The organism is Clostridium sp. FP2 (assembly GCF_011065955.2).
Classification (GTDB): domain Bacteria; phylum Bacillota; class Clostridia; order Clostridiales; family Clostridiaceae; genus Clostridium_AD; species Clostridium_AD tagluense.
In genome coordinates this window covers 4,114,820-4,136,175 of the sequence record NZ_JAAMNI020000001.1, presented here as the reverse complement: position 1 = coordinate 4,136,175, position 21,356 = coordinate 4,114,820, and the positions used below count along the sequence as shown (strand labels likewise).

18 protein-coding genes are annotated in these 21,356 nt (G+C 30.2%); all 18 read left to right on the top strand.

Annotated features, from left to right (window positions below; translation table 11 throughout):
• The first annotated feature begins 29 nt into the window (after positions 1–29).
• The 18 genes from thiI to G9F71_RS19610 all read left to right on the top strand — a co-directional run bounded on the left by thiI (position 30) and on the right by G9F71_RS19610 (position 21,318).
• A complete protein-coding gene (gene thiI / locus G9F71_RS19695) occupies positions 30–1,172 on the top strand; it encodes a tRNA uracil 4-sulfurtransferase ThiI (protein WP_164950550.1) in 1,143 nt (380 codons plus the stop codon).
• 440 nt (positions 1,173–1,612) lie between these two features.
• Positions 1,613–2,188 (top strand): sigma-70 family RNA polymerase sigma factor, encoded by a 576-nt coding sequence (locus tag G9F71_RS19690; RefSeq protein ID WP_308011352.1) that lies wholly within the window; start codon positions 1,613–1,615, stop codon positions 2,186–2,188.
• Positions 2,178–3,200 (top strand): hypothetical protein, encoded by a 1,023-nt coding sequence (locus G9F71_RS19685; protein ID WP_164950549.1) that lies wholly within the window; start codon positions 2,178–2,180, stop codon positions 3,198–3,200. The genes G9F71_RS19690 and G9F71_RS19685 overlap by 11 nt, the downstream gene beginning before the upstream one ends.
• 203 nt (positions 3,201–3,403) lie before the next feature.
• Positions 3,404–5,743 carry an EAL domain-containing protein gene (locus G9F71_RS19680; RefSeq protein WP_164950548.1) on the top strand — a complete coding sequence of 780 codons (2,340 nt, stop codon included), beginning with the start codon at positions 3,404–3,406 and terminating at the stop codon, positions 5,741–5,743.
• Between the two features lie 305 nt (positions 5,744–6,048).
• Positions 6,049–7,581 carry a glucose-specific PTS transporter subunit IIBC gene (ptsG, locus tag G9F71_RS19675; protein WP_202017959.1) on the top strand — a complete coding sequence of 511 codons (1,533 nt, stop codon included), beginning with the start codon at positions 6,049–6,051 and terminating at the stop codon, positions 7,579–7,581.
• Positions 7,582–7,772: 191 nt separating this feature from the next.
• A complete protein-coding gene (locus tag G9F71_RS19670) occupies positions 7,773–8,294 on the top strand; it encodes an ECF transporter S component (RefSeq protein WP_164950547.1) in 522 nt (173 codons plus the stop codon).
• Between the two features lie 253 nt (positions 8,295–8,547).
• Positions 8,548–10,260 carry a methyl-accepting chemotaxis protein gene (locus tag G9F71_RS19665; protein ID WP_164950546.1) on the top strand — a complete coding sequence of 571 codons (1,713 nt, stop codon included), beginning with the start codon at positions 8,548–8,550 and terminating at the stop codon, positions 10,258–10,260.
• Between the two features lie 971 nt (positions 10,261–11,231).
• On the top strand, positions 11,232–11,582 hold the full coding sequence (locus G9F71_RS19660) for a serine hydrolase domain-containing protein (protein WP_224617697.1): 351 nt from the start codon (positions 11,232–11,234) through the stop codon (positions 11,580–11,582).
• A 210-nt stretch (positions 11,583–11,792) separates the two neighbouring features.
• Entirely contained in the window at positions 11,793–12,548 is a 756-nt protein-coding gene (locus G9F71_RS19655; RefSeq protein ID WP_164944686.1) for a GNAT family N-acetyltransferase, read from the top strand.
• Between the two features lie 26 nt (positions 12,549–12,574).
• The gene (locus G9F71_RS19650) at positions 12,575–13,081 is read left to right on the top strand and encodes a GNAT family N-acetyltransferase (RefSeq protein ID WP_164944685.1); all 507 of its coding nucleotides are present in this window, start codon (positions 12,575–12,577) and stop codon (positions 13,079–13,081) included.
• An 83-nt stretch (positions 13,082–13,164) separates the two neighbouring features.
• On the top strand, positions 13,165–13,560 hold the full coding sequence (locus tag G9F71_RS19645) for a hypothetical protein (protein WP_164950545.1): 396 nt from the start codon (positions 13,165–13,167) through the stop codon (positions 13,558–13,560).
• 60 nt (positions 13,561–13,620) lie between these two features.
• On the top strand, positions 13,621–14,556 hold the full coding sequence (locus G9F71_RS19640) for an aminoglycoside phosphotransferase family protein (RefSeq protein ID WP_164950544.1): 936 nt from the start codon (positions 13,621–13,623) through the stop codon (positions 14,554–14,556).
• A 55-nt stretch (positions 14,557–14,611) separates the two neighbouring features.
• Complete coding sequence (locus tag G9F71_RS19635) at positions 14,612–15,487, top strand: GNAT family N-acetyltransferase (protein ID WP_164950543.1); 876 nt, start codon at positions 14,612–14,614, stop codon at positions 15,485–15,487.
• 164 nt (positions 15,488–15,651) lie between these two features.
• The gene (locus tag G9F71_RS19630; RefSeq protein ID WP_202017963.1) at positions 15,652–16,392 is read left to right on the top strand and encodes a serine hydrolase domain-containing protein; all 741 of its coding nucleotides are present in this window, start codon (positions 15,652–15,654) and stop codon (positions 16,390–16,392) included.
• A gap of 4 nt (positions 16,393–16,396) precedes the next feature.
• A complete protein-coding gene (locus tag G9F71_RS19625; protein WP_202017957.1) occupies positions 16,397–16,678 on the top strand; it encodes a hypothetical protein in 282 nt (93 codons plus the stop codon).
• A 21-nt stretch (positions 16,679–16,699) separates the two neighbouring features.
• Positions 16,700–17,614 (top strand): GNAT family N-acetyltransferase, encoded by a 915-nt coding sequence (locus G9F71_RS27645; protein ID WP_164950542.1) that lies wholly within the window; start codon positions 16,700–16,702, stop codon positions 17,612–17,614.
• Between the two features lie 93 nt (positions 17,615–17,707).
• Positions 17,708–19,465 carry an ABC transporter ATP-binding protein gene (locus G9F71_RS19615; protein WP_164950541.1) on the top strand — a complete coding sequence of 586 codons (1,758 nt, stop codon included), beginning with the start codon at positions 17,708–17,710 and terminating at the stop codon, positions 19,463–19,465.
• A 53-nt stretch (positions 19,466–19,518) separates the two neighbouring features.
• Positions 19,519–21,318 (top strand): ABC transporter ATP-binding protein, encoded by a 1,800-nt coding sequence (locus G9F71_RS19610; protein ID WP_224626505.1) that lies wholly within the window; start codon positions 19,519–19,521, stop codon positions 21,316–21,318.
• Positions 21,319–21,356: the final 38 nt, after the last annotated feature.

The following is a 21,356-nucleotide window of genomic DNA, read 5'->3' as shown; positions in this document are numbered from 1 at the left end:
CTATATAAGAAAAAGAGGAGAGCGAATAGATGAGAAAATTGATTTTAGTAAAATATGCCCCAGAAATCTTTTTAAAGGGACTAAACAGAGGTAAATTTGAAAAAAAACTTAAAGATAATATAAAAAATGTACTAATAGACATAGAGTACGAATTTGTTGAGGACTCAGGAAGATGGTTTATATGTTCACAGCAAATGGAGAAAATTATTGAAAAGGTTAAAAATGTTTTTGGAATAATGGAGATTTGCATTGTTACAGAAATTGAAGCAACCCTTGAGGAAATTCAAAAGCAAGCACTTATAGAACTTGAAGAAGACTCAGCTAAGACTTTTAAAGTACAAACCAATAGAGCAAATAAAGGCTTTAGTATGAATTCATTGGAAGTAAGTAGAAAAGTAGGGGCTTATATATTACAAAATAATGAAGGAGTAAGTGTAGATGTACATAATCCTAAGTGTACTATAAATGTAGAAATAAGAAATAAGGCATACATATATGCTAAAAGGATCAAGGCAGTGGGTGGGTTACCTTATGGAATGAATGGTAGCACTATGCTTATGTTATCTGGAGGTATAGACTCACCTGTAGCAGGTTATATGATGGCAAGGCGTGGGGTGGAACTGCATGCAGTTTATTATCATAGCCATCCATATACCAGTGAAAGAGCAAAGGATAAGGTAAAACAATTAACTAATATTCTAAAAGAATACACTGGGAAATTAACTTTGTATGTAGTACCTTTTACTGAAATTCAAATGCAAATTATAGAAAAGTGCAGAGAAGATGAATTAACAATAATTATGAGAAGATTTATGATGAGACTTGCCTGTGCTCTTGCTGAAAAATATGGAATAAATTCAGTAACTACTGGAGAGAGCATAGGTCAAGTAGCTAGTCAAACTATGGAAGGACTTGTAGTAAGTGATGATGTTTCTGATAGACCAGTTTTTAGGCCACTAGTGGCTATGGATAAAATAGATATTATGGACGTTTCAAGAAAGATAGCAACTTATGAAACTTCTATTTTACCTTATGAAGATTGTTGTACAATTTTTGTTCCTAAACATCCAAAAACAAAGCCAAGGTTAATTGAGATAATTAAGTCTGAATCAGTTTTAGATATTGATGGACTAGTTGAAAAGGCTATTTGTGAAATGGAAATTTATAAATAAATATATTCATGTTAATAGACTCATAATATGTATTAAATCATGTAAAGTGTAAATAATATTAGAAGAAATATGATTTTAAAATATATTAAAGAGGTGATTAACATGGCTAAAAAGGGTGGAGAAAAGAAATCGGGTTCTAAAGATACAAAAGATAAAACACAGAAAAAGAATCAAAAAGGCAATACAGTAGGTTAAAACAAAACATATTTAACTGCCAATTATCCTAAATGGATATTGGTTTTATTCCCAATTTTATAAAAAACAAATATGTTATTAAAAAAATAAGCCAACAAAAATGATAAATCGTTTTTGTTGGCTTATTTTATTTTATGGAAATTCATATAAATTGCTATTATTTTCACTTAAAAGAAATTATTATAGTATTAATGAAACAAAATTCATTTTATTATCGTCTAATATTTAGGATGGGAGGGATATAGGTGCCTATTGCGTTTTTAGTTCAAAAGGACAATGAAGAAAAAAAGGATATCCACAAGGAAATAGAGCGACTTATTAATTGCTATGGAGATGATGTTCTTAGAGTAGCATTTCTATATGTTAAGGATAGGAATAAGGCTGAGGATGTTTTTCAAGAAGTGTTTATTAAAGTATTTAAAAAATATGATTCCTTTAAAGGTAATAGTAGTGAAAAAACTTGGATTATGAAAATAACAATCAATGTGTGTAAAGACTATTTTAAAAGTTTTTGGATAAAGAGGGTTCTCCTAAATAGCCATGGAGATTATGACAGGGAAATTTGTAATGAGCAGTACGATGCTGAAAGCTTAGATGATACTATAATCAAATCTATAGAGTCACGGGAATTACTACACCAGGTTATGAATTTATCTATCAAATATAAGGAAGTAATTATTTTATATTACTATGAGGAATTTAATACTAGAGAAATTAGTGAAATGTTAAAGATTCCAGAAGGGACAATACGAACTAGATTATTTAGAGGTAGAGAATTACTTAAAAAGAATGTTACTGGGAGGATTGGATATGAGGGATAATTTAGATGAAATAAGAGATATATTTAATATAGAATTAAAGGATATAAAAGTAAGTGAAGAACTAAAGTTAAAGACACTAGAAAAATTGGATAAAAACAGTAGAAGATCAACAAACAAAGCCTTTATTCCAATGACTTTAACCATGGTAGCTTGTTTATTTATGGGATTTATAATATACCCTATATATAATAAAAACAATTTAATGAAAAATGAAGAAATAACTATGAATACTAGAAATCAAGAAATTAAAATATTAAAAGAGCCATATGAAGATACAGTAATGATTAAAGATAAAACTAAAATTACTGAAGATAAAGATAAGATTACTGAGGACAAACCTAGTAAAATAGTGGAAGAAAATAAAAAGCTAGTTAATAAAAATAGTAACCAAAAGAAGCAGGAAAAACAAACAATTATTTTAAATGAGAAGCCTGTAATACCATTTAAAATAGAAAGTTCAGTTTCAGAGGATAAAAAGGAAAAAGATACTATTGTTGCCACAAATGAAGTTATTGATAGTGAAAAATTGATAATTGAGGATAATAAAGATAAATCTGTAGTATTACAAAAGAAAAGTGATTTTAAATTCAATGAAGAAACTAAAATGAGAACACTATCTCTGCAGCAAGCAAAAAATATTTTTGGAGAAAGTATAAAAACTCCGGTTTATATACCTAAAGATTTTGTAATGGAAAAGATTTTAATACCAGAGAAATATGATGATTCATGCGAATTATATGAAATTATTTATAGCAATAATTCTCAGTATTTTAAGATAACTGAGTATAAAAACATAAAAAATAGTGGTCCAGAATCAAAAGTAGCAGAGGAAAGTATTATGATTATGAATGTAAATAAGATTTCAGTTAAATATATTTTACAACCAAGCATTGATAATAAGGAACTACCTTATGTTAAGTTGTTTTGGGAAAAGGATGGTAAAAAGTACAGTGTTGATGGTAATACACCATGGGCAGAACTGATTAATATTGCATATTATATTGTATTTTAAAATTAAATAAAGCATATTGGAATATGTAAAAAGGTTAATAAAATATAGTGATATTTTGTTAACCTTTTTATATGCAATTTTAACGACATAAATCATTATAATTCGAGTATTCCGAGAAAATTATTTACAAATATTTAATAAAAATATATACTATTTATAAAATATGAAAAATTAATTATATTATATTATATTAAGGAGAAGGTATGAAATTATATAATAAGTTTCTAAGTGGAGTATGTTTTGTAGCGGTAGTTTTTATAATAATCATATTATTTTTATCTAATAGTATATTATTAAGTGATTATGAGAAAATAGAAGAGAATAGTATCATTAAGAATGTGGAAAGAGTTAATAATTCCATAAATATAGAAGTAGATAGTATAAGTGATTTTGTGCAAGACTATTCAACGTGGGATGATACATATACATTTTTAGAGGATAATAATGAGCAGTACATTTCTTCGAATTTTAGCAATCTTTCATCACTTAGAAAGTTTGGAATTAATTTTATGATTTATAAGGATCGGGAAGGGAAGACTATATTAAGTAAAGGCTTCAACTTAAATACTGATAAAGAAGAGGTCCTTTCAAAAAAAATAGAAAGTGAAATTATGCTTAAGGCTAAGAAACTATTCATTATAAAACACTCAGAAAGTGTTAGTGGTCTTAGTGAAATTAATAATACACCCACTATAATTGTTACTGAACCTATAACGACCTCAGACGGTAGAAAAAAATCGGGAGGACTTATTATTGTAGGTAGGTATTTAGATACAAAGCAAATATCACAAATTGGTTCTAGTGTTAAGGTTAATTTGAGTATTGAAAAATATAATGAAACATTAGAGTTTAACAAAGACATAAACTGGAAAAACAATGTAGCTATTAAGAACATTAACAAGAAATATGCAATAGGTTACAAAATATTGTCTGATATTGAGGGTAATCCATATTTAGTTATTAAAATAAATACAATTAGAGAAATATATAGGCAAGCCACAAGGAGTATAACATATTTTGTTATCATTGTTATTTTGATAAGTTTGATTTTTTTAGGTATAGCATTGTTTTATTTAAACAAAGTTGTAGCAAGAAAAATAATGAAAATGAATACAATAATACATAAAATAAGTGACACAAAGGATTTAACTCTAAGAATGAAAGCGGATGGAAATGACGAGATTGCTTCCTTAGCTTCAGGTTTTAACGATATGCTAGATGAATTAAAAAAATATAGTGACCAAAACTTGGAACTTGCTAATAAAGATACCCTAACTGGACTTCCTAATAGAAAAATGATAATAGAGAACATAAACACAACTATAGAGAAAAGAAAAAATAATGGAGGTAAGTTTGCTGTATTGTTTATAGATTTGGATGATTTTAAAAGAGTTAATGATAGTTTAGGACATGATGTAGGTGATTTTTTAATTCAAAGGGTGTGTGTTCGATTTAAAGATGTTATATCTTCTACGGATGTAGCAGCACGCATTGGAGGGGATGAATTTATTATACTGCAGGACGATATAAACTCAGTGGGACAGGCTGAAAATTTAGCCTTGCACATAAAAAATGTTTTAAAAGAATCATTTGTATATATGGGTAATGAATTGTATACTGCAGCAAGCATAGGGATAAGTATATATCCTGATGATGGAGAGGATATAGTCAGTTTGATGAAAAATTCAGATATTGCTATGTACGAAGCTAAAAAAAATGGCGGGAACTGTTATAGGGTATATTCGGGGAATATGAATAAGGCGGGACTATCAAATCTTATTTTGGAGAGTAATTTATACAAATCTCTTGAAAAAAAAGAGATGCTCTTATATTATCAAGCTATTACTCACGTGCAAAGCAAAGGTATAATAGGTTTTGAAGCACTTATCAGGTGGAATCATGATGGGAAAATAATTCATCCATTAGATTTTATTCCTATGGCTGAAAATAACGGTTATATTATTGAACTAGGTGAATGGGTAATTAGGGAAGCTTGTAGGCAGTGTAGTGAATGGCAGAAGTCTGGTATGAAAACCTATGTTACTGTTAACATAACTTTTAAACAAATAGAGCAGTCCAATTTTGTAGATATAGTTACTAATGCATTAAAAGAAGCGAATATGGATTCAAAATATCTTGTTTTAGAAATTACAGAAAATGCAGCAATGCAAAATGTTGATTTAACAATAAAAACCTTGAAAAGGATTAAAAATTTGGGCGTAAGTATTGCTTTGGATGATTTTGGTACAGGCTACTCTTCTTTAAGTTATGTAAATAAGCTCCCTGTTGATATTCTAAAGATAGATAGGTCGCTAATTATAAACATCGCTGAAAGTACACAAAATATTGCAATTATAAAAGCCATAATTGCAATGGCACAAAGTATAAATATAAGAGTTGTGGTAGAAGGTGTTGAAGATATAGAGCAATTCATTATTTTAAAGGAATTAAAAAGTTATGCAATTCAAGGGTATTTGATTAGCAAACCAATACCTGCCAAGGAAATTAAAAGCTTAGTAGAAAGAAAGATAAATTTGCCATAGAAAGAATAATAACAATATTTAGAAGATTAAAAAATATTTCAGAAAATCATAAAAAAATGTTGAAAAAAGTAATAATACGTGATAATATGTATATAGTAAGTAATTAATATGTACATATTAATTATGATGTGTAATTAAATGTAAAAGTTTACAGTGGGAAATTAATTTAATAATTAAATTTGCGTGTTACTGATATCATCAGGCATGAGCATAAGTCATTATAGTTTAATAGCTAAAGCTATTGATATGACTTTGCTTATGTCTTTTATTTTTGCTAACATGCCACAAAGGAGAGGGGAATATAAATGAAAAAAGCTTTTGGTGTTTTACAAAAGGTAGGAAAAGCTTTAATGCTACCGGTAGCACTTTTACCAGCTGCAGGATTACTACTTGGATTTGGTAACATGTTTCAAAGTGAACAGTTTTTAGTAAATGCTCCAATATTTAATGCTGGTTGGTTCCAAATGGTAGCTAAAATCATGGAACAATCAGGGGATGTTATTTTTGGTAACCTTGCATTATTATTTGCAGTAGGAGTTGCAGTAGGGCTAGCTGAGGGTGAAGGAGTTGCAGGACTTGCAGCAATAGTTGGTTTCTTAATAATGAACAAAACACTAGGTATTGTTGCTGGAGTTACTCCAGAACTCGTAAACAGAACACATCCACAATTTGCAAGCGTATTAGGTATCCCAACACTTCAAACGGGAGTATTTGGTGGTATTATAATAGGTATTGTAGCGGCGCAATTATATAAAAAATATTATAACATTGAATTACCTTCTTATCTAGGGTTCTTTTCAGGTAAGAGATTTGTACCTATTGTTACAGCAGTAACGGCTATTGGAATAGGTATTGCAATGAGTTTCGTTTGGCCTCCAATCCAACATGGCTTAAATGTATTTTCAAAAAGTATGATTGAGGCTAATCCAACATTATCAGCTTTTGTATTTGGAGTAATAGAAAGATCATTAATTCCTTTCGGATTACATCATATTTTCTATAATCCATTTTGGTATCAATTTGGTGAGTATATAAACAAAGCTGGTCAAGTGGTTAATGGAGATCAAGCCATATTTATGGCTCAGTTAAAAGATGGTGTAAAGTTTACAGCAGGTACATTTATGGCTGGTAAATTCCCATTTATGATGTTTGGACTTCCAGCAGCAGCACTTGCAATGATTCATGAAGCAAAACCTGAAAAGAAAAAAATCGTAGCTGGTATTATGATATCTGCAGCTTTAACTTCTTTCTTAACAGGTATTACAGAACCAATTGAATTTTCATTCTTATTCGTAGCACCAGTATTATTTGGAATTCACTGTGTATTTGCAGGATTATCCTTTATGACAATGCAACTTTTAAATGTTAAAATAGGAATGACTTTCTCAGGTGGACTTATAGATTACTTACTATTTGGTGTAATTCCAAATAGAACAGCTTGGTGGCTAGTAATCCCTGTAGGTTTAGTATTTGCAGCACTTTACTATTTTGGATTCCGTTTTGCTATAAGAAAATGGAACCTTAAAACTCCAGGTCGTGAAGTAGATGAGCAGGAAGATGCAAGTACTTCAAAAACTAATCTTAAAGGTCAAGAACACGCAATAGCAGTATTAAAAGCGTTAGGTGGAAAAGAAAATATCACAAATTTAGATGCCTGCATTACTCGTTTACGTGTAAGTGTTGTGGATTCTAAAAATGTTGATAAAGCGGAACTTAAGAAATTAGGAGCTGCTGGTGTGCTTGAAGTTGGAGACAGTGTTCAAGCAATATTTGGAACAAGAGCAGAGCATATAAAGACAGAAATTAAAGAAGTTATAGCTAAGGGTTTAGATAAATAATATATATATATCCTTAACTGCTAATAGATTTTAACATGAAAAGCCATTAGATAAGTATGATACTTATCTAATGGCTTTTTATATATTAAAAAGCAAATTAAAGGATGTACCCATACATTTGACTGATATAAGTTAACTAGTATAATAAATACTGTAAATGATTACAACAACAGGTAAGAGGGGGAGAATTTATGAAAGTTAAAAGAGTAGTACTTTGTGGGCTTTTTGCAGCATTATGTTTTATAGGAACTTGGTTACATATTCCTATAAATGTAAGTGGAAGTCCCACAATGGTTCATTTAGGAACAACAGTTATATTTCTTACAGCAGTTATAATTGGTAAGGATGCAGCTTTTGCAGGAGGTATTGGATGTGCATTATTTGATGCGACAAATCCTGCTTATATAGCTTGGGTTTTACCTACATTAATAATAAAAGGATTAACAGGATATACAGCAGGAAGTATTGCTTTTGCAAGAGGAAAAGAAGGTAGAAGTATGACACAAAATGTTATTGGCTTTATAGCTGGTGGAGTAGTATCATTACTTGGATATTTTCTTGTTAACTGGTTTGTATTTGTAGGCTTTAAGGTTGCAGTAGTGAAAATGGTATCATCTTTAATAACAACGGGATTAGGAGTTGCCATAGCTATACCTTTAGCAGCTATTATTAAACCAATGTTAAGAAGAAGTGGAGTGAATTTAGCTAAATAAGACATATAAAACTATAAAAAACCCCCTATAACTTGTTATGGGGGATTTTTTTTGCAACATAATATTTAGCGTTTTATATTATAGATTATTTAAGACATAGATTATTTAAGACATAGATACATTTTGAATAATACAAAAAATGGTATAGATATAAAGTTAATATTAATTAAATTATAAAGAAAAAACAAAATATGACGATATATAATATGAAAGAATTTGCATTTGTCTAAAAATGCAATAAGGAGGATGGAAATTGAATAAATTGACAATCAGAAATAAACTAATTTTAATATTTACATTTATATTAATTGTGCTAGTAGGAATGGGGACTTACTCAGTAAAAATCATTAAAGCGGTCAATGATAGGTCAACAATAATAACAATGGAGAATATTCCAGGAATCCAACAATCTGGGAATATTAATACTATGACATCAGATTATAGAATTTTAGAGTTTAATCATATTATATCCGTTTCTAATGAAAATATGAATAATATTGAAAAATCAATGGATGAAAAAAGCAATGAAATAAATAAATCATTCAATGAATATGGGAAAACTATCACAACGGGTGATGATAGAGAAATGTATAATGCAATAAACAGTCAGTGGACTAAATATTTGGAACTTCACAAGAAAGTAATAGAATTAAGCAGGAAGTTAAAAACAGAAGAGGCTATAAAAATAATGAATAATGAGGGTAAACAAGCTTTTGATACAGTTAGTAATGAACTGATAAAACTGGTGGAATATAATAACAAAGATGCAAAACAAACATCAGATGAAGGTGACATTGCATATGGAAAATCTAGAAATACTTTTATAGTTATTATATTAATATCAGTTTTATTAGTAGTAGCTGCAGGTGGTTTAATAATAGCAAGCATTGTTAAACCTATAAATATTTTAAAAAATGAAATGGAAACATTAGCAAGTAAAGGCGGAGATTTAACTCAAGAAATCAAAATTTCTTCTAAGGATGAATTAGGTGTTCTTGCAACTGCTATAAATAAGTTTTTAGCTAATTTAAGAACTATAATGATTGAAGTAAATGAAAATACGGCATCTACAGTTCAAACCGTAGATATAATTAGCAAAAACATGTATAGTTTGAATATGCAAATAGAAGATGTATTTGCAACTACTGAAGAGTTAGCTGCTGGTATGGAAGAAACAGCTGCATCTACAGAGGAAATAAATGCAACAGTTAATGAGGCTAATTTAGTTGTTGATTCTTTAGCAAACAAAGCTAGTGATGGGGAGGTTTCTTCTAAAGAAATAAATGATAGAGCAGTAAACTTAAAAAATAATGCGTTAAAGTCCAGGCAAGATACCAGTAAAACTTATTTTGATGCAAAGACTAAATTAGAAAAAGCCATTGAAGACTCAAAGGTAGTAGGACAAATAAATGTACTTTCAGATACAATACTTGAAATATCTTCTCAAACTAATTTATTAGCACTTAATGCAGCTATTGAGGCAGCTCGTGCAGGGGAAGCTGGTAGAGGCTTCTCTGTAGTAGCAGATGAGATAAGAAAATTAGCAGAGCAATCCAATAATACAGTAGTTGAAATACAAAAGATTACAGGAACGGTGACATCTGCAGTTTCTAATTTATCAACTGGTTCTATTGGAGTATTAGAATTTATAGATACTAAGGTGCTAAAGGATTATGAGGATTTAGTAGAAACAGGAGATAAATACAGTAATGATGCTAATTTTGTTAATACTTTAGTAGGTGATTTTAGGTCAAGTACATTGGAATTATCAGAGTCAATTGAGGTTATTGTTAAAACAATGGATGGAATAACCATTGCTGCAACAGAAGGTGCACAAGGTACTATAAATATTACAGAAAAACTTACAGATGTGGTACAAAAATCAAGTGAAGTTATAGATGAAACTAAAGCTGCGAAAGAAAATTCAGATAAACTGTTAAGTATTTTATCTAAGTTTACAGTATAGTAATCAGGTATATGGGACACTAAGGTTCGTTGTGAAGAAATTTCGTAGAACTTGCTACAGGAAAGAATATAACAGATATTGCACACCTAAAATGTGAAAAATAGTAAATGCTGTATAAGACACTTATGAGGTGTCTTTTTTTCGAACAAAATTATTCATTAAAATTAAGAAATTGATGTATAGCATCCAAATTTATAATTTAATAGAAAGTTCAGAAGATTATATTTATAAAAACATTGACTAATGGGAAAATGTACAATATAATCAATATATAGACAGTTTAACAGAGTCGGTATATTCAAAAAATTACTATGAAAGGGGAACTGAAGAATGATTATTATGTTGTTACAATTATAATAAATTTAAAATTTAACAGTAAGATCATAGCAGAAAAACTATAGGTATAAGTGTTTTTATAAAATCTATATTTTAGGTTTATTTGAAATACTCAAAGTATATAGTAATCTATAATGTTAAAGATTATATTTTTAATAGTTTAGGTTTATTTGCTGTGGATTTTAGAGTTTTAAATATATTGATTGAACAACATCAATTACAATTCTTTGAATTTCATTAACATTACAGTAAGTTATAAAAGTGCTAGGAAGTATGTTTTTACTTTAATGCTAGATTTATAAAAAGTAATTACAGCTTAGCGTTATCTTGCTTAATAATAATTTGAAATTAGAGCTGTGTTGTTTTTGACAATACAGCTTTTTATTTTAAATAAATATATATGTTAGATATTTATCCATAGTTAAAATATTTGGATGAAATCATATATAATAATGAAATTTCGGCACTTTAGGTGACTGGTTAAAAGGATGTAGATGAATGTATGTTCATATGCATCTTTAATTTTTTGAAAAAGGGACAGTTAAGAAATAATAAAGGTTATATCAATGGTCAAGTAGGATTAATTGGGAACGGTTAATAAGTTCTGTAATTTACCAAATATAAAAGGGGCGATTATGATGGAAATTAAAAATCAAATAATAGAAAACTTAGATAAGGTACTTAATGAATATACGGTAAAAAACTATATTCCAGGCCTGGCAGTAGGTGTGGTTTATGATAATGAAGTTATTTATACAAAAGGCTTTGGTGTGAAAAATATTGAGACTAAAGAATCAATAAATGAATACTCACTATTTCATATGGCGTCAGTATCAAAGACTTTCATAGCTACAGGAATAATGCAGTTAGTGGAGCAAGGTAAAATTCAATTAGACTCACACTTGATAGAGTATTTACCTTATTTTGAGATTAAAGATGATAGATACAAGAAAATATTAGAGAAGTTAATCGGTGAGAGTAAATAACTGGGGACGGTTAACAACTTTTTTAAGTTTTAACGACATTTCAGAAGGAAAATCTTCTACTTATATAAGTGGGAGATTTATGCTATAAAAAAAATAAAACTTCAGTTGGAGTCTAAATATCCTTCTAAAGTCGTTAATATTGGAGTTTCGAAGAAGATGATTTAATTAAGGGGAAGTTCTGAAAATTATTTATAAATGGAGGGTAACATTATGTATACAAAAACTGAAATTTTACAAATTGCGAGAGAGCAGTTAGCACTGGACTATAATTGCCAGGTATCTGATTTTGAAAAAGAAAAAAATACAATAGTTGAAAATAAGCTCACTTATGGTAGACGTATTTATGATAATGACGGATGCTTTTTAAAACTACTCTGTTTTGGTGGGAAAGTAATTATAAGTACATCACCTATAATGATGTCTTGGTGTGAAGAAAAAATGCTAAATAGAGATGTATGGATTTTTGAATATCCCAAACTACGAGTAATAGATAAAAAATTGCAAGAATTTGGACATGAAATAGCAGATATTCACCACTATTATCTACCAAATCCTAAGGTGGCGTGTATAGAACCTATTACCAATGTAAAATGGTATGAGTGTGAAGATATTTTGCAGTTTCAGAATGATGATAGATTCGGACAAGCTTTTGTTTTTGATGAAAATCATCCAGATGTGCTTGCAGTTGCAGCTTTTAAGGGAGATAACATAATGGGTATGGCAGGTGCCAGTGCAGATAGCAAAACTATGTGGCAAATTGGAATTGATGTTTTGCCTGAGTATCGTGGCCGCGGTATAGGGACAAACTTGACTATACTTTTAAAGAATGAGATTTTGAAACGAGGGAAAGTGCCTTTTTATGGCACAGTGGATTCTCATTTTCATTCACAGAATATTGCTATAAATGCTGGATTTTTTCCAGCATGGGCAGAGCTTTATTCCCAAACAAAAGAAGAGGAAAATTAAACATGAAAATCAAGGGGGAAATTAGAATGAATATAAGCATAAAAGAATTACAGCAAGATTTATTTATGAATACAGCTAAAATGATAACGAAGCTTATGAATTATCATAGAAAATTAACTAATGCACCAAAAGAGTTTTGGCAAAGTGATGAAGAATCAGTTGAAACACTTAAGGAATGGCAGGGAACGGGGAAAGTGTATAGTGTTTTCAAAGATGAAATACCAGTAGGCTTTTTCTATGTAAGATTTGGAGGTCAAAATGTTGCATGGTTAGAGGATTTTTATATTTCAGAAGAATTTAGAGGGCAAGGTGTAGGCAAGAAGGCTATGGCAGCATTAGATGAACTTATGAGAGAAAAAGCGATAATAACAATGTTTGTTGATGTTATTCCTAGAAATACAGGTGCTATTAAATTATATAGGGAATGTGGGTTCGATCATTTAAATATGATTCAGCTTAGAAAAAATTATGATGAGAGATTAAACAAACAAGAGGATATAGATGTATTGGGATTTCAATTTAAGAAGTATTAGAAAGTTGGGGACGGTTAACAAAATTAAAATAATATAAAAAGTTTTTAACTGTCCCCATTGCTCACATAGGAGGAGAGATTAATATGAACAAAGAGATAATAATGAATTTATATGAAATACAACCAAGTCAATTATATGTAAATTCAATGAAGTTACAAAAGGTTTTAAGCTGGTTTAAACCAGAAGATATTAATAGTTATGAAGCAATACCTATTAAAAAATTAAATAATAAAATAATTTTTACAGATGGTCATACAAGAGCATATGCAGCATATTTAAATGGAATTAATGAGATAAAAGTATATTGGGATGAAGATGATTTAGATTGGGATGCTTATCAGATATGTGTTGATTGGTGCATTAATGAGAATATAAATTCTATAGTGGATTTAGAGAAAAGAATTATTTCAGATGAAGAGTATAAAGTTTTATGGCTCCAAAAATGCAAAGTAATGCATGAGGAATTAGAAAATAAATAATAGAGTAGTTGGATATTATGGCTTTTTGTTAACGGAACCTACGTTAGGAGATGAGAAGAAGTGGATATATTAAATTATTCAGATGGATATATTAAAGAAATAGTTTCAAAATTATTAAATGAGAATATAGAAGTAGTACCAATAGGAAATCATGAACTTCAAAGACACCTTGTTTATATCGTTAAAAATGAAAGTGGAATAATAGGAGTAGTTAAGCTTTATTACAAAAAGAATAGATGGAATAGGGAAGTGGCTTCGTTAAAATTCCTTGAAGGAAGTGGCGTTAAAGCACCTAAAATCTTAAAGTTAGGCAAACTTTGCGGTGGTACAGAGTGGCTTTTTATGGAGCATAAAGAGGGTGAAGTATTTGCCAAAGTTAAAGATGTTATGAGTGAAGATAATGTAAAAGAAATATATGAAACAATGGGAGAACAGCTAGGTAAAATACATAGCTTAAAGACCTTTGATTTCTTTGGTAATTGGGATGAGAATGGAAAAAGTATAGATAATAAAAAAGATTTTTCTAGGCTTTTTAGAAAAAATGTTGATGCAATTTTGAAGGAGCTCTTTGACCAACATTTAGAGGAAGAACCACTTCAAAGACAATGTGCAGAAATTTTAAAGGGAAAGTTTAACTTAGTAGATGATGTTAAAGTATCATATCTTCATAATGGGGATTTTGGAGAAAGAAATATTCTTGTTAAGAAAGTAGATAATAAGTGGGAACTTTCAGCATTAATTGATTTTGAACATTGCATTCCATATGATAGAGATTCAGAAATAATTGATTGCTACTATAAACTAACAGATGAAAATCAAAAATTTGCAGAGGCTTTCAAATTAGGTTATGAAAAACACATGAAATTTAGTAATGATTTAGAAAAGAAAAAGCAATTATATGAACTTTATGGAGGACTTAGTATATGCAGTTGGGCTAAAATACAAGCACCCGATTATTACTGGGAAGGTATAGATATACTTAAGAAATATTCATAATGGGATACATTTAATAAATGATCAGTGTTTATGAGGGGTAGTGGGAGTGAATTATATGGTTAAAATAAATACAATAAAAAATAATGAAATAGATAAACTAGCAGAGTTTATCGCATTTATGAATTCTAAAGAAAATTATAATATAGGATACTGTGAAAAAACGAAAGAAAAAGTACTTAATGCTTTATATGAAGATTTTGAAGAGGGGAATATTGAAAAATATTTTGTTGGTGCATATGATGGTGAAAAGCTTATAGGGGTGCTCGGGATAGATGTAGAGGAGGAAAAGAGCTATGGAGAATTATGGGGACCTTTTGTAGATGAATTATATAGTGAAGAAAATGTTTCTAGTAAACTATTGTTACTTTTAAGAAAAAATATATTAAATTGCTGTGCTAGTTTTGGGATATTTTGTAATAGTAAAAACATCCAATGTATACAATTTGCGAAGGAATATGGATTTAAAAATAATGGTGAACACTTTATTATGAGCTTGGGTAGAGATGATTTTAAAGAAATTTTTGAAGTGAAAGATTTTGAACTTACATTCGAATACAATAATGAATTTAAATTACTTCATGATAAGAATTTCCCTAATACTTATTATTCAGGAAGCGATATTTTAAGCCGTATTAATGAATGTAGAAAGGTGTTTTTTATAAAAGATAATGAGAAATTGATTGGATATACTTATGTAGAGGTTGAACCAGAATTTGGTGAAAGTTGTATTGAATTTTTCGGAGTTAGAGAAAATATGAGAGGTAAAGGATTAGGCGGTAAATTAATTAAAATAGCAATCAATTGGATTTTATCTTTTGAAAAAATAGGTAATATTAGATTATGTGTTGGTTTAGAAAATTTGCAGGCAATTGGGTTATACAGTAAGGTAGGGTTTAAAGAAGAAAGTAAGATGTTATTTTATAAGAACTGAACTTATAATGAAAGATAAGATGGAGGACTTTAAAGCAGAAGTTTTTGAAAAGCTTAGAGAAATTAAAGAGGTAGAAGGGATAGCTGCTACAATGTCCGTTTTATATGCTTTTGGGAATAAATAATTTTAAAATGGGGATATGTATTATGAAGATACAAGAATAAATAAGAGAAATTTTTAATAAATATGCACAAGACAATAATTTTTCAGGGGCAGCACTGGTTAAAAAAGGAGATTTAACTATATTTAATGGGGCATATGGAGAGGCGCATAAGGGCTTTGAAATTAAGAATACAATCACAACAAAATTTGATACAGCATCTATTACAAAATTATTTACTACTGTTGGAATACTTCAGTTAATTGATAAAAGCTTAATATCCTTTGAAGATAAAATTTTAGAAATTTTAGATATAAAAGACAATACTATATCAAAAGAGGTTAATATTTATCATCTTTTAACGCATACCTCTGGAATTTGCGATGATGCAGATGAAGAAGCAGGTGAAGAGTATGAAGATATTTGGAGGGAAAAACCAAACTATTCGGTAAGAGAAACGGTTGATTTTTTACCACAATTTATTCATAAAGAACCTAATTTTGAGCCAGGAAATGGTTGTAGGTACAATAATGTTGCCTTTGTTTTGTTAGGACTCGTTATTGAAAAAATTACAGGGCGGAAATATCGTGAATATATAAAAGAAAATGTTTTTAATAAAATAGGTATGAGTAGTACTGGCTTCTATAGTATGGATGGAGTAAATGAAAATGTTGCAGAAGGATATGCAGAAATATGCAATGAAAAAGATGAGGTTATTGGATGGAGAAAAAACATATATTCATATCCACCAATAGGATCACCAGATTCCGGAGCATATACAACGATTGCAGATTTACAATGGTAGGGTATTGTCTAAATCAATGACAGTGGATTTATTTACACCAAAAGTAGTGCACACAAAGTATGAAAAAATCACACATATGATGGGCTATGGTTATGAATTCATTGTTAGAAATGATAATAATGAAGTGATATATATAACTAAAGATGGTTGTAACCCTGGCGTGGCATGTAAATTCACTTATTATCCTTCCATAGATACAATACTTGTAGTTCTTGCAAATCAAGATTGTAATGTTTGGGATTTAGCTGGGGAAGTTGAAGAGATATTAATAGGTAAGATAAATTAGATTAAGCAAGGAGGAAATAAAGTGACAATAAGTTATAGAAAATACAAAGATAAAGAGGATTTAATAAAGATAAGAGAATTTCTAATTGAAAGTGTATCGATTACAGGACCAAAGTTTTATTGTAACATAGGGAATTTTGAATATTGTTCGTTACTAGATTTACCACAAGGAAAAGGTTTAGAAAGTATAGATGAGGCACTTAAGAATATTTATTTATGGTTTGAGGATGAAAAGCTTTTAGGGGGAATATCGCCAGACGAAGATTCATTAGAGTTTCTTATTAATCCTAATATAAGAGTTCCATTTCAGCAAATGATTGATATTGGGGAAATGGCTTTAAAAGATTCTATTGAAGAATATGAGAAAATTGAATGGTGGGTTTATGATGGAGATACTGAAATAGAGGAGGCACTAATAAAAAAAGGATATTGTAATAGTGGAGAATATAGACCCCATCGTGTTTTTGACTATAGTGTTCCAGTGGAAATACCAGTGCTACCAGAGGGTTATTATATAAAGAATTTATCAGAGGTTTCTGATAAAAACAGTTTAATTTATATTTACAAGAACTGTCTAGGAATGCCTGTAGATGAAAAAACTCTAGAAAATTTTACTGAGAATGCTACTTACAGAAATGAATTGGATGTTGCAGTTATGGCACCAGACCATACTGTAGCTGCATTTTGTAGTGGGACATATGATGAGAAGAATAAAATGGCAAGTTTTGAAGCTGTGGCATGTCATTCCAATCATAGATGTAAAGGATTAACTAAAGTAATTATGCGTTATGCATTACAAAAAGCTAGAGAGTTGGGAGCTGAAAAGTCAACAGTTCAAACAAGCGACCCAAAGAGACATCTAGCTCCAAATAAACTATACGAATCAGTAGGGTTTGAATTAGTTGGTAATATAAATTTCTGGAGAAAGAAAATATAAAATCACACAAATACTAATGGGATGGTTAAAAACTATTTAACTTTTTTAATAGTTCAATAAGTTGTTAACTGTCCCCAAGAAAGGAGAATTAAAATGGATACACAGTTTAAACAATATATAAAATTATTATGGAAATTTTTAAAGCCACAAAAGCTTAGAGTATTTTTGCTTACCTTAATTTTAGGCAGTAGTGTGGCATTACAATTAGTTAATCCACAGATTTTACGTTATTTTATAGATGCAGCGACGGAAGGAAAGTCAGCTAAAATGCTAACTATAGCTGCGCTTATATTTATAGGTGCAGCATTAATTCAGCAGGTGCTTGCCATTATAGCAACCTATGTAAGTCAAAATGTAGGGTGGACAGCTACTAATGCATTAAGGGTAGAGCTCGTGGAGCATTGTATTAATTTAGATATGAGCTTTCATAAAAGTCACCAACCGGGAGAAATTATTGAAAGAGTAGATGGGGATGTTACGGCATTATTTAATTTCTTTTCAAAATTTATGATAAATGTTTTAACCAATGGAGTATTGGTCATAGGTATATTAATTCTTTTATTTAGAGAAGATTTTAGAGTGGGTATAAGTTTATCTATTTTTGCGTTTGCTGCTATGTATACTCTTTGGAAAATTCAAGCGAATTCTGTGGACAAATGGGTTAAGAATAGAGAAACCGGTGCTAAGTTTTATGGTTTTCTAGGAGAAGAGATTGGAAACACAGAGGATGTTCGTTCTAGTGGTGCTGAAGAGTATGTTATGTATAAATTTTATAAGCAAATAAGAAATTGGCTTCCAATTACGAAAAAAGCTAAATTAAGATATTATCTTATGTGGGCAAGTACCTTAGGTATTTTTGCTATAGGAAATATTATCGCCTTTGGTGTGGGTGGATATCTATGGAGTAGGGGGCTAATTACTATTGGAACAGTTTATTTGATTTTTAATTATACGGAATCCTTAAGTAAGCCTATTGAGGAAATAAGAACTCAGCTCGAGGATTTACAAAAGGCTGGAGCAAGTGTAGCTCGGGTTCAAGAACTTTTAAATATGAAATCAAAGATAGTGGATGGTACTGAAAAGTTACTTAGTACTGGAGCAATATCTGTTGAAGCTAAGAATATTTCTTTTGAATATGAAGAGGGGGTTCCAGTATTAAAGGATGTTTCTTTTAATATTCCTAAAGGAAAGGTGCTTGGAGTTTTAGGACGTACAGGTAGTGGAAAGTCAACTCTGGCTCGTATGCTAGCAAGACTTTATGATCCAAAGACGGGTGATATTTATATTGAAGGTAAAAAACTAAATTCAGTATCACTGAAGGAACTTAGGCGGAATACGGCTTTTGTAACACAGGATGTTCAACTTTTTAATGCTACAGTTAGGGAGAATTTAACCTTCTTTAATCCGAATATTAAAGATGAAGAAATACTAGCTACACTGTATGATATAGGACTACAGGAATGGTATAATTCATTACCTAATGGGCTAGACACTATCCTAGATGCTGGTGGAGGTGGGTTATCAGCTGGAGAAGCGCAGTTACTTGCCTTTGTTAGAGTTTTTCTAAAGAATCCAAGTCTTGTTATACTAGATGAGGCGACCTCTAGGCTGGATACTATAACAGAACAATTAATTGAAAGAGCTTTAAATAAACTTTTAGAAAATAGAACTTGTATTATTATTGCTCATCGTTTATGGACAGTTCAGAGAGCAGATGATATTTTGATTTTAGAAAATGGAAGCGTTATAGAATATGGCAATAGGGAAAAATTATTAAGGAATAAAGAATCTAAATTCTTCAATTTACTACAAAAAGGTATGGAAGATGTGGAAGAATCCATAATTGCGTAGAAGAATAGTTGAGAATTAATTTTAGAATATAAGGAATACGGGGTGATAAATAAATGGAAAATAGCATAAATGAAATACGGATGAAAAAAGAAAATAAAGGGGATATGAAGACCTTTCGACTTATGTGGGAGCTTATAAAATATAGACCATGGCTTTATTTTGTTAATTGTTTAATATGGATTTTTATTCTTGTATCTCCAGTAATACCAGGACTTATAGCTAAGGAGTTTTTTGACACTCTTAGTGGAAAAGCAAGCCTCAATATTGGTATTTGGGGGCTTATAGTCTTAATAGCAGTTACGGCAATTGTGACTATTATGGGGATATTTTGTGGAGCCAAAACTGATATTGTTCATAGATTTACTATGAGTGCACTTATTAGACGAAATTTGCTCCAATGTATTCTACAAAAACCAGGGTCAAATTCAATACCTTATTCAGTAGGTGAGGCTGTTAACTGTTTTCGTGATGATGCTGAGCAAGCAGAGGATGCAATTAGCTGGACACTAGATGTAATTGGAACAGCAGTATTTGCTATAGTAGCAATAGTTATTTTATTAAATATAAATGCCAAGATTACTATATTTGTATTTACGCCTTTAGTAGCAGTAGTAGCTATTGCACAGATTGCTAGTGAGCGTGTAGAAAAATATAGAAGGGCTTCTAGAGAAGCTACAGGAAAAGTTACAGGGGCTCTTGGAGAGATATTTGGGTCGGTACAAGCTATTCAAGTTTCAGGTTCAGAAGATTATATTATGAATCACCTAAATAAGCTTAATAGAGAGAGACATAAAATGGTACTTAGAGATAGTGTATTAAGTCAACTTTTAGATTCAGTATTTACTAATACAGTGAGCATAGGTACAGGATTTATTTTGCTTTTAGTAGGGCAAAGTATGAAAGTGGGAAGCTTTACTGTAGGGGATTTTGCATTGTTTATATATTATTTAACATTTGTAGCTGATTTTACTCACTCCTTTGGAACTTTTATATCTGATTATCAGCAAACAGGTGTAGCTTTTAAACGTATGCATGAACTTTTACAGTGGGAACCACAAGAAACTTTGGTAAAGCATAATCCATTATATTTAAAAGGAAAACTTGAGAAGCCAAAGTGCAATTTAAATGTAGAAGGAAAAAAATTGAAAAAATTAAAAGTAGAAGGATTAACTTATGTATACAAAAATTCAGGTGGCGGGATAAAAAATATTAATTTTATGTTGAAGGAAAAATCTTTTTCCGTAATTACAGGGCGTATAGGCTCAGGAAAAACCACGTTACTAAAGACTTTGCTTGGGCTACTTCCATCAGATAGTGGCTTAATATATTGGAATGGTGAAAGAGTAAAAGAACCTTCAGAATTTTTTGTGCCACCAATTAGTGCTTATACAGCGCAAGTACCAAATTTATTTAGTGACACTATGCGAAATAATATATTACTAGGGCTTCCAGAAAATCAGGTAGACTTAAATAGTGCCATTGCTTCAGCAATACTTAAGGAGGATTTAGATGCCTTAGAAAATGGACTTGATACAGTTATAGGTCCTAAAGGAGTTAAACTATCAGGAGGACAAATTCAAAGAGTAGCAGCTGCTCGTATGTTTGTAAGAAACCCAGAGCTATTAATTTTTGATGATATATCAAGTGCGCTTGATGTAGAAACGGAAATGAAACTTTGGAATAGAATTTTTGAGCAGCAAGATAAAACCTGTTTAGTAGTTTCAAACAGACGTTTTGCACTTCAAAAGGCAGATAATATTATAGTTATGAAAGATGGACATGTGGAAGCACAAGGAACTTTAGATGAACTATTAGAAAACTCTGAGGAAATGAGGCAGATTTGGGGTTCATAGAAATAAAATTAAGTGAAGTCAAATAATATGAAAAAATA

Coding starts and splice junctions, on each gene's coding strand:
- G9F71_RS19635 (WP_164950543.1), top strand. CDS start 14,612: ATGGTTAAAATAAATACAATAAAAAATAATGAAATAGATAAACTAGCA.
- G9F71_RS19660 (WP_224617697.1), top strand. CDS start 11,232: ATGATGGAAATTAAAAATCAAATAATAGAAAACTTAGATAAGGTACTT.
- G9F71_RS19685 (WP_164950549.1), top strand. CDS start 2,178: ATGAGGGATAATTTAGATGAAATAAGAGATATATTTAATATAGAATTA.
- G9F71_RS19610 (WP_224626505.1), top strand. CDS start 19,519: ATGGAAAATAGCATAAATGAAATACGGATGAAAAAAGAAAATAAAGGG.
- G9F71_RS19645 (WP_164950545.1), top strand. CDS start 13,165: ATGAACAAAGAGATAATAATGAATTTATATGAAATACAACCAAGTCAA.
- ptsG (WP_202017959.1), top strand. CDS start 6,049: ATGAAAAAAGCTTTTGGTGTTTTACAAAAGGTAGGAAAAGCTTTAATG.
- G9F71_RS19655 (WP_164944686.1), top strand. CDS start 11,793: ATGTATACAAAAACTGAAATTTTACAAATTGCGAGAGAGCAGTTAGCA.
- G9F71_RS19615 (WP_164950541.1), top strand. CDS start 17,708: ATGGATACACAGTTTAAACAATATATAAAATTATTATGGAAATTTTTA.
- thiI (WP_164950550.1), top strand. CDS start 30: ATGAGAAAATTGATTTTAGTAAAATATGCCCCAGAAATCTTTTTAAAG.
- G9F71_RS19670 (WP_164950547.1), top strand. CDS start 7,773: ATGAAAGTTAAAAGAGTAGTACTTTGTGGGCTTTTTGCAGCATTATGT.
- G9F71_RS19680 (WP_164950548.1), top strand. CDS start 3,404: ATGAAATTATATAATAAGTTTCTAAGTGGAGTATGTTTTGTAGCGGTA.
- G9F71_RS19650 (WP_164944685.1), top strand. CDS start 12,575: ATGAATATAAGCATAAAAGAATTACAGCAAGATTTATTTATGAATACA.